Origin of the sequence: Brevundimonas sp. GCM10030266 (genome assembly GCF_042666595.1) — a bacterium.
GTDB lineage: Bacteria > Pseudomonadota > Alphaproteobacteria > Caulobacterales > Caulobacteraceae > Brevundimonas.
This window is the reverse complement of record NZ_JBHTCY010000004.1, coordinates 1-15,499: the sequence shown is the minus strand read 5'-3', so window position 1 is coordinate 15,499 and position 15,499 is coordinate 1. Positions and strand designations below refer to the sequence as shown.

13 protein-coding genes are annotated in these 15,499 nt (G+C 67.8%); 6 read left to right on the top strand and 7 right to left on the bottom strand.

Annotated features, from left to right (window positions below):
- The 4 genes from ACFQQC_RS12285 to ACFQQC_RS12270 all read right to left on the bottom strand — a co-directional run bounded on the left by ACFQQC_RS12285 (position 1) and on the right by ACFQQC_RS12270 (position 3,880).
- A complete protein-coding gene (locus tag ACFQQC_RS12285; protein WP_376862700.1) occupies positions 1 to 1,026 on the bottom strand; it encodes a LacI family DNA-binding transcriptional regulator in 1,026 nt (341 codons plus the stop codon).
- A 9-nt stretch (positions 1,027 to 1,035) separates the two neighbouring features.
- On the bottom strand, positions 1,036 to 2,181 hold the full coding sequence (locus ACFQQC_RS12280; protein ID WP_376862699.1) for an MFS transporter: 1,146 nt from the start codon (positions 2,179 to 2,181) through the stop codon (positions 1,036 to 1,038).
- A gap of 261 nt (positions 2,182 to 2,442) precedes the next feature.
- Positions 2,443 to 2,682, bottom strand: coding sequence for an acyl carrier protein (locus ACFQQC_RS12275; RefSeq protein WP_092312098.1), 240 nt, complete (start codon positions 2,680 to 2,682; stop codon positions 2,443 to 2,445).
- 181 nt (positions 2,683 to 2,863) lie between these two features.
- Positions 2,864 to 3,880 carry a polyprenyl synthetase family protein gene (locus ACFQQC_RS12270; protein ID WP_376862698.1) on the bottom strand — a complete coding sequence of 339 codons (1,017 nt, stop codon included), beginning with the start codon at positions 3,878 to 3,880 and terminating at the stop codon, positions 2,864 to 2,866.
- Between the two features lie 117 nt (positions 3,881 to 3,997).
- Between ACFQQC_RS12270 and ACFQQC_RS12265 the strand changes: the two genes are divergently transcribed.
- Genes ACFQQC_RS12265 through ACFQQC_RS12255 form a run of 3 tightly spaced genes read left to right on the top strand, consistent with a single transcriptional unit; the run spans position 3,998 to position 5,958 of the window.
- Positions 3,998 to 4,756 carry a tRNA1(Val) (adenine(37)-N6)-methyltransferase gene (locus ACFQQC_RS12265; protein WP_376862697.1) on the top strand — a complete coding sequence of 253 codons (759 nt, stop codon included), beginning with the start codon at positions 3,998 to 4,000 and terminating at the stop codon, positions 4,754 to 4,756.
- Positions 4,757 to 4,799: 43 nt separating this feature from the next.
- Positions 4,800 to 5,303, top strand: a complete 504-nt coding sequence (locus ACFQQC_RS12260) for a hypothetical protein (protein WP_376862696.1) — start codon at positions 4,800 to 4,802, stop codon at positions 5,301 to 5,303.
- A 43-nt stretch (positions 5,304 to 5,346) separates the two neighbouring features.
- Positions 5,347 to 5,958, top strand: coding sequence for a TIGR02466 family protein (locus tag ACFQQC_RS12255; protein ID WP_376862695.1), 612 nt, complete (start codon positions 5,347 to 5,349; stop codon positions 5,956 to 5,958).
- Here the strand turns inward: ACFQQC_RS12255 and ACFQQC_RS12250 are convergent.
- From ACFQQC_RS12250 to ACFQQC_RS12240, 3 genes are all read right to left on the bottom strand, one after another.
- Positions 5,949 to 6,440: a MarR family winged helix-turn-helix transcriptional regulator gene (locus tag ACFQQC_RS12250; RefSeq protein ID WP_376862694.1), complete on the bottom strand. Its 492-nt coding sequence runs from the start codon at positions 6,438 to 6,440 to the stop codon at positions 5,949 to 5,951. The two genes, ACFQQC_RS12255 and ACFQQC_RS12250, sit on opposite strands and share 10 nt — an antisense overlap.
- Complete coding sequence (locus tag ACFQQC_RS12245) at positions 6,437 to 7,744, bottom strand: serine hydrolase domain-containing protein (RefSeq protein WP_376862693.1); 1,308 nt, start codon at positions 7,742 to 7,744, stop codon at positions 6,437 to 6,439. The genes ACFQQC_RS12250 and ACFQQC_RS12245 overlap by 4 nt, the downstream gene beginning before the upstream one ends.
- 98 nt (positions 7,745 to 7,842) lie before the next feature.
- Positions 7,843 to 8,451: a TetR/AcrR family transcriptional regulator gene (locus ACFQQC_RS12240; RefSeq protein ID WP_376862692.1), complete on the bottom strand. Its 609-nt coding sequence runs from the start codon at positions 8,449 to 8,451 to the stop codon at positions 7,843 to 7,845.
- 122 nt (positions 8,452 to 8,573) lie between these two features.
- Between ACFQQC_RS12240 and ACFQQC_RS12235 the strand changes: the two genes are divergently transcribed.
- The 3 genes from ACFQQC_RS12235 to ACFQQC_RS12225 all read left to right on the top strand — a co-directional run.
- A complete protein-coding gene (locus ACFQQC_RS12235; RefSeq protein WP_376862691.1) occupies positions 8,574 to 9,323 on the top strand; it encodes a 3-oxoacyl-ACP reductase family protein in 750 nt (249 codons plus the stop codon).
- 158 nt (positions 9,324 to 9,481) lie between these two features.
- Positions 9,482 to 11,149: an energy-dependent translational throttle protein EttA gene (gene ettA / locus ACFQQC_RS12230; protein ID WP_376862690.1), complete on the top strand. Its 1,668-nt coding sequence runs from the start codon at positions 9,482 to 9,484 to the stop codon at positions 11,147 to 11,149.
- Between the two features lie 193 nt (positions 11,150 to 11,342).
- A partial coding sequence (locus tag ACFQQC_RS12225; protein WP_376862688.1) for a beta strand repeat-containing protein occupies positions 11,343 to 15,499 on the top strand: 4,157 nt, incomplete at its 3' end.

Here is a 15,499-nt window from a genome sequence, read left to right as displayed (position 1 = left end):
TCAGGCTTCCCGTGTCGAGCCCCGCTCGATCAGTTCGAACGGCAGGACGGTGTCGGCGTTGACGACGGCGCGGCCCCGGCTTCGGAAGGCCTTCATCAGGTCTTCCAGCGCCTGACCGGCCAGGGCGGCGAGCGGCTGACGCACCGTGGTCAGGGTCGGCCAGACACGGGTGGCCAGAAGGGTGTCATCGAAGCCGCAGACGGCAATATCGTCGGGCACACGGAGCCCGCGGCTGTTCAGCACCCACAGGACGCCCGCCGCCATCTCGTCATTGGCGGCGACGATGGCGGTGGGCGGCTCCGGAAGCGCCAGCAGCCGCTCGGCGCCCGCGATGCCCGAGGTGAAGCCGAAGTCGCCCGGGACCTCCAGCGTGGCCTCGACCGGCAGATCGTGGTCGCGCAGAGCCTGTCGATAGCCGTTCAGGCGGGCGAGACTGTCGGAATGATCCATCGGGCCGGTGATCACCCCGATACGGCGATGTCCGGCCCGGATCAGCAGGGCGGTCAGGGCCGATGAGGCGGCTTCATTGTCGATGCGGGCGGTCGTCATGCCCGGAATGGGCGCGGCGGTGACCAGCCCTGCGACCGGGACCGTGATCGCCCCACGCGCCTCAGCGTCCAGCCGCTCGGCGAAGGGCGGGATCAGGATCAGGGCCTCCGCGCCCGCGCTGATTGCGTCCTGAGCCAGCAGGGTCAGGCCGGGCTCTTCGGGCGGGACGGGTCGCAGGATGAGTTGCAGCCCCCTGCCCGCGGCCTCGGCGGCGATGGCGGCGACGAGGCCGGTCAGAAAGATGGAGTCGCTGGACGGATAGATGACCCCGACCCGGGACAGGCTGGCTCCGACCAGACGGCTGGCGGACAGATTGGGCGCATAGCCGAGGGCGGCGACGGCCTCGCGCACCCGCGCCCGGGTGTCTTCGCTGACCCGGCCCCGGTCGTTCAGGACATTGGAGACGGTCATGGTCGAGACGCGGGCGACCCGCGCCACGTCCTCCAGCCTGACCCGATCCCGCTGCACCCGGCTCATGTGACCAGACTAGCCCCCCTGACGCGATGTCGTCACGGCGCGGGCGAAGAGCGGGACCAGCGCCAGAAGCACGGCCAGACACCAGAAGGCCGCGGGCAGGCCGATCACATGGGCCACGGCGCCGACGCCCGCCGGGCCGACCAGAATGCCTGCGTAGCCGGTGGTGGTGATGGCCGCGACGGCCAGACCGGACGGCATGGCCTTCTGCGCGCCCGCCAGGCGGAACAGGACCGGGACGATGTTGGACGCGCCCAGCCCGATCAGGACGAAGCCGCTGATCGCCAGAACCGGAACAGGGACAAGCAGCAGCAGGGCGAAACCGGCGAGCGCGACGATCCCGCCCCAGAACAGGGTGCTGAAATCACCGATCCGCGCCGTGACCGCATCGCCGACCAGACGACCGGTCGTCATGGCCAGGGCGAAGACGATGTAGCCGACGCCGCCCTGAGACAGCGGGACCAGACCGGCGCCGGTCAGCAGCAGGGCGCTCCAGTCCAGGATCGCCCCCTCGGTCAGGAAGGTGGACGCCGCCAGCAGGGCCAGCAGCAGAACGACGCCGCGCGGGACGGCGAACAGGGGCGCCCCCTCCTCGGCCGGAGCGGACACCATCAGACGCGGCCAGGCGAGCAGGACGGCGACCGCGACGACGCCGGCGCTGGTCAGGGCGCAGATCAGGGGCGACAGGCCAAGCGACAGCAGGAGGGTCACAACCCCCGCGCCCGCGAAGCCGCCGATGCTGAACAGGGCGTGGAAGCCGGACATCAGGGGCCGGTCGCCGCCCCTCTCCACCTCGACGGCGTGGATGTTCATGGCCACATCCAGCGACCCCAGTCCCGCGCCGAAGACGAACAGGGCGAGGCCGAGGGTCAGCGGCGTGTCGGCGATCGCGAGGAAGGGCGTGGCGGGGGCCATCAGCAGGCCGCTGACCACGATGATCGGCCGCGGACCGTGTCTGGCGCTGAGCACACCGGTCAGCCCCATGGCCAGAACCGATCCGACGCCGAGGCAGAGCAGAAGCAGGCCCAGCATCCCCTCATCAATGCCCAGCCGCGCCTTGGCGAAGGGCACCAGCGGCGCCCAGCCGGCCAGACCGTAGCCCCCCGCCAGAAAGGCCAGTCGGGTCGCGAGCCGCGCGGGTCGGAGATCGGATGTCATGGAAGGCGCCGGAAAACTGGAAGAGGCCGGCCGGCGTTGAAGGGACGCGCGACCGACCTCGGGGCGACATCAGGAACACCCGACGTCTGCGATCTTCCTTTTTGATTTATCGATAAACCACAAGCGGAAAAAATCCGGAACGGAGGGCCTCAACTCCCGCCCCGACCGCGCTCAGGACGGGCGGCGTGTGGCGCGCATGGAAAAGCCGCCGCGCAGGGACTGCGCGGCGGCTTCTTTACCGTTCGAAAGAACCGTCGGGGCTTAGCCCGCCAGCTTCTCGTCGATGAACTTCACGGCGTCGCCGACGGTCTGGATGTGCTCGGCGGCGTCATCCGGGATCTCGATGTCGAACTCTTCCTCGAAGGCCATGACCAGTTCGACGTTGTCGAGCGAGTCGGCGCCCAGGTCGTCGATGAAGCTGGCCTTTTCGGTGACCTTGTCCGGATCGGCGTCCAGGTGGTCGATGACGATCTTGCGGACGCGTTCCAGGGTGTCGGACATGGTGTCTCTGCCTTCTGATGCCGCCATGGCGGCTGTTGTCTCAATCCTTGCCGTACGGCGACGGCGTCGGTGGCGCAAGTCTTGAACGAAGACTCAAGCCGACCGGTTGCAGCGCTCTAGCACAGCCTCACGGTGGGGAAATAGCCAAAACCCTGTCAGCGGCAGGGTTTCGGGACGCGCTTCAGGCCACCCGGCTGACGGCGAAATCGGCCAGCAGCTCCAGCGCGGTCTTCCACTCGCTGTCCGGCAGGACCGACAGGGCGTCGCGCGCCTTGTCGGCGTAGTCCCAGGCCACGTCGAGGGTGGCGGCGACGGCGCCGGCGCCCAGCACCAGCTCACGGGCGCGGGCGAAGTCGTCCTCGCGGCGGTCGCCCTTGTTGATGGTGCGCTCCCAGAAGCCGTCGTCGTGGCCCTTCGTCCGGGCGGCGGCGAGCAGCAGCGGCAAAGTGACCTTGCCTTCGCGGAAGTCATCGCCGGTGTTCTTGCCCAGCGCCTCGGCCTGACCACCGTAGTCCAGGGCGTCGTCCGCCAGCTGGAACGCCAGACCCAGGTTCAGGCCATAGTCGCGCAGGGCCTTCACCTGTTCCTCGGAGGCCCCTGCCCCCACGGCGCCGGATTCGGCGGCGGCGGCGAACAGTTCGGCGGTCTTGGCCGAGATGATCTTCAGATAGGTGTCCTGATCCAGACCCAGATCATGGGCGCGGGTCAGCTGCAGCACCTCACCCTCGGAGATCACCGCCGAGGCGGTGGCGAGGATGCCCAGGGCGCGCATCTGGCCGGTCTCGACCATCAGTTCGAAGGCGCGGGCGAACAAGAAGTCGCCGACCAGCACGCTGGACGGAGCGCCCCAGATCAGGTGGGCGGCCACCTTGCCCCGGCGCAGGTCCGAGGCGTCGACGATGTCGTCGTGCAGCAGGGTGGCGGTGTGGATGAACTCGACCGAGGCGGCCAGACGCACCGGGGCGTCCATGCCGTTCGGGGCGCCGGCGGCGCGGGCGGCGGCCACGGCCAGCAGCGGACGCAGGCGCTTGCCGCCCGCCGCCACGATGTGATCGGCCAGCAGCGGAATCACCGGCACGTCGGACTGCATCCGCTCGACGATCAGGGCGTCGACCACGGCCATGTCGTCGCGCGACAGCCGGATCAACGGCTCCACTTCCCCCTTGCGGCGGATCTCGGCGACGGTGACAGCGTCCAAGGGAATACTCGTTCAGGCGGGGCGCGGCGGAAGGATCGCGCCGGAAAATCCGGTCGCCGCCTTGCCCGGCGACGATGCGGCGCACAATGGTGATCGGGCCAACAGGGGTCAAGCCGCGTGACCGTCACATCCGCAACTGAATCTGCATCGGAAATCGTCGAGAACGGGCTTCTCGGGGGGCGTGTCCGCTTCCTGCAGCCGGCGAAGGGCTATCGCGCCGGAATGGACGCCGCCCTGCTGGCCGCCGCCTGTGACGCGGCGCCGGGCGAACGGGTGATCGAGGCCGGCTGCGGCGCGGGCGCGGTGCTGATGCAGATCGCCGCACGGCGGCCGGGCGTCAGCCTGACCGGGCTGGAGCGCGATCCGGCCATGGCGGCGCTGGCGCGGCGCAATGCGGAACTGAACGCGGCGGACGCCGTGGTGGTCGAGGGCGATGTGGCCAAGGGCTTCCGGGCGCTGGACCTGCCGGTGTTCGACCGGGCGGTGTCGAACCCGCCCTTCTTCGACGACCCCGGCGCCCTGCGCGCGCCCGCCCCCGGCAAGACCGGCGCCTGGATGGCCGACGACGGGCTGGGGGCCTGGACGAAATTCCTGCTGAAGTCGGTGCGCGAGGGCGGGAGGATCGTGGTCATCCACCGCGCCGACCGACTGGCCGACCTGCTGGCGGGGCTGGGCGAGACGGCGGGGTCGTTCTCGATCCGCCCGGTGCATTCGTTCGCGGATGAGCCCGCCAAGCGGGTGCTGGTGCAGGCCATCAAGACCGGCAAGGCGCCGCTGAGGCTGTTGCCGCCGCTGAGGCTGCACGAGCGCGGCGGGGCGAAGCACTCGGCGGAGGCGGAGGCGATCCTGCGGGGGGAAGCGAGGCTGGAGTGGTAGGGTGCGGAGGGGCCCGCGCCGCCGTGCATCAGAGATGGAAGTGATGAGCCGGACGTTTATTCAATCGAGAGCGGGGACAGTCGCGACGCTCTCCGTCCTGATGTTTTGCGCCCTGATCTGCGTCTTCGGGATGTTCGTGACCCCGATGTCAGGGCTGCTTTTCTCCGAACCTTTCAGTTCGCTTGTCGCCCTTCTCGCCCTGACGCTAAGCGGGTTTGCCGCGACACGTGTCATCCCATGGGACGGAGTTGCTCTTGTTCTGCTGTTCGCCGGCATCGGGCAGGAGATCGCCCACGGCGCACGTTGGAGGTTCGCTCCACGTTATCGCCTCTGGGTCTGGATCGCCGCGTTTGCGGTCGTCGTAGTGATTGGCCAGAGGACGCTGGTCCCCATGGATGACATCATGCGGGCGGCGGGTGCCAAGGATCGCTATGCCCTGGCTTTCACGGTCTCCTACGGAGCGGTTTACGTCATCGCAGTGTTGGCGGTCATGAGTCTGTTCCAGCCGAAGCCGCGTCCGGGTGAAGAGGCCGCTCAGACGGTCTGACACGCCCTTCTCCCGCCGCCCCCGACAAGCTATGCCAGCCCCCATGTCCCTGCGCCCCCTCTTCGTCACCCAGGTCTATGAAGCCTCCCTCGCCGGTTCGGCGGGGTTCGAGGCGTTCAATGCGGAGCTGGTCGACGCCTGCCGGATGCTGGCGTCCGAGGACATGGCGGGGCGTCAGTGGTGCAGGGCGCACGGCTATCGCGGCTACACCTCCTACGGCTCCCTGACCGACCTGCCGGTGCGGCTGCCGGAGTTCGCCGAGCTGAAGCGTCACCTCGACAAGCACGCGCAAGCCTATGCCAAGGCTCTGAATTTCGATCTGGCCCGCAAGCCGCGGCTGGACAATATCTGGGTCAATATCCTCAAGCCCGGCGGCGGCCACACCAGCCATATCCACCCCCACGCCTTCCTGTCGGGGACCATCTATGTCGAGGTGCCGGACGGCGCCTCGGCGCTGAAGCTGGAGGATCCCCGGCTGGCGATGATGATGGCCCGGCCCGGCGTCAGCCCGGACGCGCCCGAGGCCGAACAGCCCTTCGTCTATCTGGCCCCCAAGGCCGGCACGATCCTGATGTGGGAAAGCTGGCTGCGCCACGAGGTGCCGGTCAACGCGGCGAAGACCGAGCGCATCTCGATCAGCTTCAACTACGCCTGAGGATCGTCAGCCTCCACCGTGGCCTTGAGCCGGTCGAAGAAGGAGCGCTGATCCAGAGCCTGATCCAGACGCTCCAGCCGGGCGGCGACGTCGTCGGCCTCGCGGTTGATGGCCTCGGCTTCGCGGTTCATGGCCAGCCATAGAGGGGTCAGGCGAGCGACCAGGGCCTCGCCGTCCGGGGTCAGGGACTGGCGACGACGACGGGCGTCCTGAGGATCCGGCAGCGCCCGGACATAGCCCGCCGCCTCGAGCGAGCGCAGCGACTGGCTGACCGAGACATGGGTGATGCGCAGCGCGGCGGCGAGGTCGCCGACGGTCATGGGTCCGTTCTGGACGATCTGGTTCAGGACGCCGAACCACCGCTGCTCGAAGGTGATGCCAAGGTGGGCGTAGACCCGGCCCACGTCGCGGTCGATCCGCTCGGACAGACGCCGCAACTGGGCGCCGATGGTCGCGCCGTGGCCGCCCTTCAGATCGGTCATGCCGTCGCCTCAACGAGGGCGCCGATCTGGGTGATCCGCTCGGCGCCCTCGGGATTGCCGCGATGACGCGCCTTGGCCGCCTCGACCTCGAAGACCAGACGCGGTCGCCCCCCTTGCGGTCTCGCATCGAACAGGGCGCGGGCGGCGGCGACGCTGTCGTCCCGCGCCGTCGCCGTCATGGCCATGCCCAGATGATAGCCGGCCGTCGCCGGGCCGGGTCCGCACAGAATGTCCTTCACCGCGACGTTCATCCCCCAGTAGGCATCGACTTCGCCATTGCTCAGCAGGGCGAAGGTGTAGCCGAGATCCTCATAGCGCCAGACCTCGCCGGCGATTCCGAGGTGGCCGCCGTCGTGGCCGAGAATGCGATGACCGTTGATGGAGTCCACCATGACGCCGAGGCCGTAACGGAGGCGGCCCAGATCGAACAGGCCGGTGGTCGCCGCCCTCTGCATGCGGGGCGACAGCAGCCGACCGTCCGCCAGGGCGGCCATGAAGATCGACAGGTCCTGGACGGTCGAATAGCCGCCGCCGCCCGGATTGCCCCTGAACTGGTTGACGAAGACATTCCTGCGCCAGGCGCCGGGCGTCGTCTCGTCGCGGGTGTATCCGTCGGCGCGGTTCGGAACGACGAGGTCGAGCGGCCAGTAGCCGCTGCCGGTCATGCCCAGAGGCTGGAAAACGGTGCGCCCGATGTGGTCGGCGTAGGCCTCGCCGGTCAGGGCCTCGATGATCAGGCCCAGCAGCACATAGCCGCCGTTGGAATAGCCGGTCCGCTCTCCGGGCGTGAACTCCAGCGGCTTGTTGGCGAACAGGGGCAGGAAGTCGCGGGTCTCGACGAAGGCCTGGGACGGCTTTTCCGCCATCTCTTCCCAGTAGCTGCTGACGCCGGAGCTGTGGGACAGCAGCTGACGGGCCGTGACCTGTCCGGCGATGGCGGGGGCCGGATAATCGGGCAGGTAGCGCAGGATCGGGGCATCGAGATCGATCCGCCCCTGCTCCGCCAGACGCAGCACCGCCGTGGCTGTGAACATCTTGCCGATGGAGGCGATGTTGAACCGGGTGTCGATGCGGTTCGCCACGCCGAACCCGCGATCCGCCTCCCCCACCGCGCGCTGATAGACGATCCGGTCGCCGCGCTTCAGCATCAGGGCGCCCGAGAAGTCCGCATCGATGATCGCCTGCTCCACGGCGGCGTCCAGTTGCGCGGCGATGTCGGGGCCTCCGTCACGCGCCAGTGCTGAACCGGCCCAGCCCAGCGCACCCAGCCCGGCGGCCGCGCCCACCACTCCCCGTCGTGTCATCCGACCGCCCATGTCATGCCCCTTACGCAACAATGTAGGTGCCTACATATATTAGAGACAATGGACGGCGCAATCCCGCGGATTGCCGATGTCCCGGATCAGTTGCGCGTGACGCCCGCCAGCCCGTCCCATGCCAGCATGGCGGCGCGGGCGGTGGCGTTCAGTTCGTCGGGGCCGGCGCCTTCGCGGGCGCGGAAGGTCATGCCCTGCTGGACCGTCAGGTAGAAGGCGGCGATGGCGGCGGGATCGGCGGTCGGGGCGATCTCGCCCGCGGCCCGCGCTGCCTCGAGCCGGTCGCGCATCGACGCCATCGAATCCGTGCGCACCTGCTTCACCTCACTGCAGGCCTTGTCCGGCAGGGCGTCGGGGTTGACGCCCGACAGGGCCAGAAGACAGCCCTGCGGCCGCCCGCACTGGCCGCTGACGGCGGCGGTGGCCAGCAACAGGCCCTCGACGGCCTCGCGCGCCGTGGGGGCGTCGCGCATCGAGGCCCACAGGCTCGCGCCCTCGGTCTCAGTGTAGAGCCGGACCGCCTCACGGAAGAGATCCTCCTTGCTGCCGAAGGCGGCGTAGAGGCTGGGCGCATTGATGCCCATGGCCGAGGTCAGGTCGCTCAGGGACGCGTCGGCATAACCCTTCGACCAGAACACCTTGAGGGCGCTGGAGAGGGCTTCGTCGCGATCAAAATTGCGGGGACGTCCCGCCATGGCGGCTTCCGGACCTTATTTTGGAATAGTTGATACATAATCCCTTGCGCGGATCAGGCAAGCGTCCCAGCTATTCTGTACCAATCGATACAGATTGGCGACCGCTTCCAAGGATCATCGAAATGACCGCCTCTCTCCCCCTCTCCGGCAAACGCGCCCTCGTCACCGGCGGCAGCCGCGGCATCGGCGCCGCCATCGCCAAGCAGCTGGCCGCCGACGGCGCCGACGTCGCCATCACCTATGAGAAGTCCGCCGAGAAGGCCGAGGCGGTCGCCGCCGAGATCCGCGCCCTCGGCCGCAAGGCCGTGGTGGTGCAGGCCGACGCCGGCTCGACCGAAGGCCCGCAAAAGGCCGTGGACGGCGCCGTCGCCGGTCTGGGCGGCCTCGACATCCTGGTGAACAACGCCGGCATCGCGGGCGAGTCGATGTTCGCCGACCAGTCCATCGACCAGATCGACGCCCTGCTGAACGTCAATGTGCGAGGGGTCTTCCTGACCTCGAAAGCCGCCCTGCCCCACCTCGGCGACGGCGGCCGGATTATCTCGATCTCGAGCGTGCTGGCCCACCGCGTGCCCTTCCCCGGCGTGACGGTCTACTCGGCGACCAAGTCGGCGCTGGAGGCCTTCACCCTGGGCCTGTCGCGTGAGCTGGGACCGAAGGGGATCACTGTCAATCTGGTCAAGCCGGGCGCGACCGACACTGACATGAACCCCGCCGACGGCCCGAACGCCGCGGGCCTGCTGGCCGGCATTCCGCTGGGCCGATTCGGCCAGCCGCAGGACATCGCCTCGGCGGTCGCCTTCCTGGCCGGACCGGGCGCGGGCTTTATCACCGGCACAAGCATTCTGGTCGACGGCGGCATCGGGGCCTGAGGGCGTCCCGTCCGGAGGCGGCGGCCCGCCTCCGGACGCCAGTCCACGGCCATCAAACCGCCGCCTGCGTCGCCTAGTGATTTGCCCTGAAGCCGCGCGGTCGCTACATCCCGCGGCAATCTCCCCATTCGATCGAACGACAGGGCGCACCGCACCTCATGGCGCAGCAATATATTTTCCAGATGCAGGGCCTGACCAAGGCCTTTCCCGGCGGCAAGAAGATCTTCGAGAACATCTGGCTGAGCTTCTATAACGACGCCAAGATCGGCGTCGTCGGCGTCAACGGCTCGGGCAAGTCCACCCTGCTGAAGATCATGGCCGGGCTGGACAAGGAGTTCAGCGGCGAGGCCAAGGCGGCCGACGGCGTGAAGCGCGGCTATCTAGAGCAGGAGCCCCAGCTGGATCCCGCCCTGAACGTCCGCCAGAACGTCGAGGCCTGGTGTGAGGAGAAGCAGTGGGTCAACCGCTTCAATGAAGTGGCCGCCGAACTGGGCGAGAACTACACCGACGAACTGATGGAGGAGATGACCGCCCTCCAGGAGAAGATCGACGCCGGCGACGTCTGGGACATCGACAGCCGCATCGAAATGGCCATGGACGCCCTGCGCTGCCCGCCGGACGACTGGGAAGTCACCAACCTGTCCGGTGGTGAGAAGCGCCGCGTGGCCCTGGCCCGCCTGCTGCTGTCGAAGCCCGACATGCTGCTGATGGACGAACCGACCAACCACCTGGACGCCGAATCCGTCGCCTGGCTGCAGCACCACCTGGAGAATTTCCCGGGCTGCGTGATCCTGGTCACCCACGATCGCTACTTCCTGGACCAGGTCACCAAGTGGACGCTGGAGCTGGACCGCGGCCGCGGCCACCCGCACGAGGGCAACTACTCGTCGTGGCTGGAAGCCAAGCAGAAGCGCGTCGTGCAGGAGCAGTCGGAATCGGAAGCCCGCCAGCGCGCCCTCACCCGCGAACTGGAATGGGTCCGCTCGGGCGCCAAGGCCCGTCAGGCCAAGTCCAAGGCCCGTCTGGCCGCCTATGAGAAGATGGTCGCCGAGCAGGAAAATTCGGCCAAGGCCCAGTCCTTCGCCGTCATCCAGATCCCGCCGGGACCGCGCCTCGGCAACGTCGTGCTGGAGGTCGAGGGCCTGCAGAAGTCGTATGGCGACAAGGTCCTGTTCGACAACCTGACCTTCAAGCTGCCGCCCAACGGCATCGTCGGCGTCATCGGCCCGAACGGCGCCGGCAAGTCGACCATGTTCAAGCTGATCACCGGCCAGGAACAGCCCGACGGCGGCACCATCAAGGTCGGCGAGACCGTCAAGCTGGCCTATGTCGACCAGTCGCGCGACGACCTGAAGCCGGACGACACCATCTGGCAGGCCATCTCGGGCGGCACCGACATCATGATGGTCGGCAAGCGCGAGATTAACTCCCGCGCCTACGTCGGCTCGTTCAACTTCAAGGGCGGCGACCAGCAGAAGAAGGTCGGCCAACTGTCCGGCGGTGAGCGCAACCGCGTCCACCTGGCCAAGACTCTGGCCTCGGGCGGCAACCTGATCCTGCTCGACGAACCGACCAACGACCTGGACATCGAGACCCTGCAGAACCTCGAGGAGGCCCTGGAGGAGTTCGCCGGCTGCGCCGTGGTCATCTCCCACGACCGCTGGTTCCTGGACCGCCTGGCCACCCACATCCTGGCCTTCGAGGGCGACAGCCACGTCGAATGGTTCGAAGGGAACTTCGAAGCCTACGAGGAAGACAAGAAGCGCCGCCTGGGCGCCGACAGCCTGATCCCGAGCCGGATCAAGTTCCAGAAGTTCGGGCGCTAGTCGTCCGGCTTACCCTCCCCTGCCCCGGCCGCACGCCGGGACAGGGAAAGGCGGGAGCTCGCGAATTCCCCTGACGGGAGAGGATTGATCCCTCACCGGAATTTTTCGCGCGATCTTCAGACAAGCGTCGCCTTTGCGGTTGTCGGATACCCGCGATTTCCTCTAACGGTTTGTCGTTCAGGGGGATTCAAACATGCCGACTTACGAAGGTACCGGTGCGTCCGAAGGCATTCTCGGCACCGATCAGGACGACATCATCTTCGGCAACGCCGGTAATGACCAGATTTCCGGACGGGGCGGCAATGACCAGTTGCACGGCGGCGTCGGCGATGACGTCATCTGGGGCGACGACGGCAACGACCTGATCTGGGGCGACGACGGCAACGATATCCTGCACGGCGGCGCGGGCGCCGACACCATGTACGGCGGCTGGGGCGCGGACGGCTTCATCTTCAGCACTGGCGACACGCTTTACGGCGAGGAAGGCAACGACCAGTTCCGCCTCGATGTCGGCGGCAGCATGATCGGCGTCACCCTGGACGGCGGCTCCGGGTTCGACATCGTCAATCTCGAGAACATCGGCTCAGCGCTGACCATCCGCATGAACGACGCCGTCAACGGCGCCGTCTCGCTGCTGTCGATCGAACGCCTGCTCCTGGGCGGGTCCTTCGGGCACACGGTCCATGGCGGCTCGGGCGGCGAGGAGATCGTCGGCGGCCGGGGGGCAGACATCTTCTACGGCGGCGGCGGCGGTGATCGCCTCTACGGCGGCGACGGCGACGACATCCTGCGCGGCGAAGCGGGCGATGACTTCCTCGACGGCGGCATGGGCAACGACATCATCGAAGGCGGCGATGGGATCGACACCCTGACCCTCACCTTCATGAGCTATGCGTTTAGCATCGATCTCAGCATCACCGGGCCGCAGAATACCGGCTACGGCATGGACACCATCTCGGGCATCGAGGTGGTGATCGGCAGCGTCGCCTCGGACACCATTCGCGGCGGGGCCGGTAACGACCGGATCGAAGGCGGCGGCGGCAATGACGTGCTGGCCGGCGGGGCTGGCGATGACATTCTGATCGGCGGCGATGGGACGGACACACTCGACTACTCCCGCGCCGCCAACGGCGTGACGGTGTCGCTGGCGAACCAGGGCGTGGTCGACGCCGGCGCGGACGGCATCGACACCATCAGCGGCTTTGAATATCTGCGCGGTTCGAATTTCGACGACGTGCTGACCGGCGACAGCGGGCGCAACGTCTTCTGGGGCGGCGCCGGCGCAGACCGTATCGACGGCGGCGGCGACTGGGACGACGTATATTACAAGGGTTGGGGCCAGGCGGGCAGCGGTGACGGCGAACTGGTCACCGATATCTGGAGGGATATGGCCGGCGTCATCTATGTGCGCACGGGCGACGGCAAGCTCGACACCCTGATCAACATCGAGACGATCTGGTTCGAGAGCACCTACAGCTACTACACGGCGACGAACATCGGCATCATTCACCAGGGCGGAGCCGCGGCCGAAACCTTCTACGGCGGGTCGGGCATGGACACCCTGCGCGGCGGCGGCGGCGACGACATCATCTACGGCGGCCCGGCCGACGGCTCCTACGACCAGAACGACACCCTGTATGGCGAGGACGGCGACGACCGGCTGTTTGGCGGCGGCGGCACCGACACCCTGTACGGCGGAGACGGCAACGATCAGCTGACGGGCGGAGCCTTCGGACGCAACCAGCTGTACGGCGGCGCAGGCGACGACACCTATTACCTCGGCGACAACGAATACACGTCGGACTCGATCTTCGAGGACGTCAACGCGGGGATCGACACCATCGTCCTCAGCGGGCGGAGCGCGGGTCTGGCGGCGAACGTCGAGAACCTGGTCTGGATCGGTTCGCTCGGAAACACCGGAACCTACGTCTATCAGGGCGTCTACGGAAACAATCTCAACAACATCATCACCGGCAACATCGCCGACAATTTCATGTCCGGCGAAGGCGGCGCGGACGTGCTGCACGGCGGGGACGGGAACGACATCCTCTGGGCTGAAACCCGCAGTGAATACGACAACGTCGCCGTTGGTAACGACACCCTGAACGGCGACGCCGGAAACGACACCCTGTACGGCGGCCGCGGTAATGACCAGCTCAACGGCGGCGCGGGCGACGATATCGTCAAGGGTGGCTACGGGGTCGACACCATCACGGGCGGCGACGGGATCGACACCCTGTCGGGCGGCGAGGACAATGACGTCATCTCCGGCGGCGCAGGCAAGGATACGCTCAACGGAGACCAGGGCGATGACCGCCTGACCGGCGGTCTGGGCGACGACATCCTGGACGGCGGGTTCGGCAACGACGTCGCCGTGTTCTCGGGCCTGCGATCCGCCTACACCATCTCCGTCCAGGGCGGGATCGTGACGGTGACCGGTCCGGACGGGGTGGACACCCTGACCAACATCGAGCGTCTGGTCTTCAGCGATCAGGAAATGAGCCTGGCCGGCCTGGTCGGCACCCCCGGCGCAGACACCCTGCAGGGCACCGCGGGGGACGACCATCTGTTCGGCGCTGATGGTAACGACATTCTCATCGCCAGCGCCGGCAACGACATCCTGGATGGCGGCGCCGGCACCGACACGGTCGACTACCGCAATGCGACCGGCGGCGTCACCGTCGACCTGACCCTGACCACGGTCCAGAGCGTCGGCGGCGGCATGGGATCTGACCGGCTGGTCTCCATTGAGACAGTGCTCGGCTCCGCCCATGCCGACCATCTGAGCGGCGGCGCAAACTCCCGTCTGGATGGCGGAGGCGGCGATGACGTCCTGACGGCCCGGGAGTACCACGTCTCCATGATCGGCGGCGACGGTTCGGACACCCTCGTGTTCAACCCCACAACGCCGCTCCCGACAGGCTGGTCCGCCGGTTTGGTCATCCAGGGCGGGGCAGGCTCCGACACACTGGATATCAGCGGGGACACGCTCGGTATCTGGATGGGCCTGTACGGCTCGGAACTGACGCTGCGGTTCGGCGATCAGTACTCCGGCACCTCCTATGCGCTGAGCGGGCTGGAACGGTATCTGACCGGTTCCGGCAATGACACCATCATGCTGACGAACCACACCAGCACCGTCCATGTGGATGCGGGGGCGGGCAACGACACGCTCTATGGATCGCAGCTTTCGAGCTCGGTCCTGCACGGCGGCGACGGCAACGACACCATCGGGGCAGGCTCGGACTTCTACACCGTCGGGCGCGGCGGCGCGGGGAACGACCGCCTTTACGCCAACGAGAACTCGGACGTTTACGGCGATGAGGGCGACGACACCTTCAGCTTCGCCGGCGCCGTGCCGACCACGGGGGCCTACGCCCTGATGGACGGCGGATCCGGTTCGGATACGCTGCAGGTCTCCGGCCAGCAGACCGTCAATCTGACGACCGGCTTCTATGGCGTCGGAACCAACCGACTGGCGGCCCTGACCTCGATCGAGAATGTCACCGTCGTCCTGGGCTACAGCGGAAACGGCGGTCCGATCACCGGCAGCGATGTCGCCAACGTCATGACGGCCCAGTCGTTGGACAGCCAGGTCTACAGCGTCAGCTTCTCGGGCATGGGCGGCAATGACGTGCTGAACGGCGAACGGGGCGCCGACGTTCTGGATGGCGGCAGTGGCGACGACCTGATCACGGGCGGCGCGGGTAATGACACCATCACCGGCGGAACGGGCGTCGACACGGCGGTCTACACGCGTCCCCGGTCCGCCTACACGATCACGGTCAACGGCTCGACGGTGACGGTCAGCGGCCCCGAAGGCACCGACACCCTGACCGGCATCGAATGGCTGCAATTCGCCGACCAGCGGGTCGAGATGATCATTCCGATCATCCTGACCGGCGGCGCAGGGGCCGACACCCTGACCGGCGACATCCTGGATGACGTCCTCGACGGCGCCGGCGGCAACGATATCCTCCACGGCGGCGCGGGCAATGACTCCCTCACCGGCGGCACGGGCATCGACCAGATGTATGGCGGTGCGGGCAATGACATCATTCGCGGCGACGCGGGGGACGCCCTGAATGGCGAGGACGGCGACGACACCCTGGTCTTCACCGGTGGCGGCGCGGCGACCGGAGCGATCGTTTCCGGCGGCGCGGGCATCGACACCGCAGTGCTGCGCGGGGCGTCGAGCACGACGGATCTGGCGGCGGGAACCGCGACGGTCGGCGGGACGGCCGTGGGCGTCTATGCGGTTGAGAATGTCCGCGTCGAGGGAACCGGGGCCGGGTCGCACACCGTGCGCGGCAACGGCGGGGCCAACCGCTTCGAGGTCAGCGCCCAGGG

Excerpts from the sequence above, each read along its gene's own strand:
- ACFQQC_RS12285 (WP_376862700.1), bottom strand. The coding sequence starts at position 1,026 with ATGAGCCGGGTGCAGCGGGATCGGGTCAGGCTGGAGGACGTGGCGCGG.
- ACFQQC_RS12280 (WP_376862699.1), bottom strand. The coding sequence starts at position 2,181 with ATGACATCCGATCTCCGACCCGCGCGGCTCGCGACCCGACTGGCCTTT.
- ACFQQC_RS12275 (WP_092312098.1), bottom strand. The coding sequence starts at position 2,682 with ATGTCCGACACCCTGGAACGCGTCCGCAAGATCGTCATCGACCACCTG.
- ACFQQC_RS12260 (WP_376862696.1), top strand. The coding sequence starts at position 4,800 with ATGAGCCGGACGTTTATTCAATCGAGAGCGGGGACAGTCGCGACGCTC.
- ACFQQC_RS12255 (WP_376862695.1), top strand. The coding sequence starts at position 5,347 with ATGTCCCTGCGCCCCCTCTTCGTCACCCAGGTCTATGAAGCCTCCCTC.
- ACFQQC_RS12250 (WP_376862694.1), bottom strand. The coding sequence starts at position 6,440 with ATGACCGATCTGAAGGGCGGCCACGGCGCGACCATCGGCGCCCAGTTG.
- ACFQQC_RS12245 (WP_376862693.1), bottom strand. The coding sequence starts at position 7,744 with ATGACACGACGGGGAGTGGTGGGCGCGGCCGCCGGGCTGGGTGCGCTG.
- ACFQQC_RS12240 (WP_376862692.1), bottom strand. The coding sequence starts at position 8,451 with ATGGCGGGACGTCCCCGCAATTTTGATCGCGACGAAGCCCTCTCCAGC.
- ACFQQC_RS12235 (WP_376862691.1), top strand. The coding sequence starts at position 8,574 with ATGACCGCCTCTCTCCCCCTCTCCGGCAAACGCGCCCTCGTCACCGGC.
- ettA (WP_376862690.1), top strand. The coding sequence starts at position 9,482 with ATGGCGCAGCAATATATTTTCCAGATGCAGGGCCTGACCAAGGCCTTT.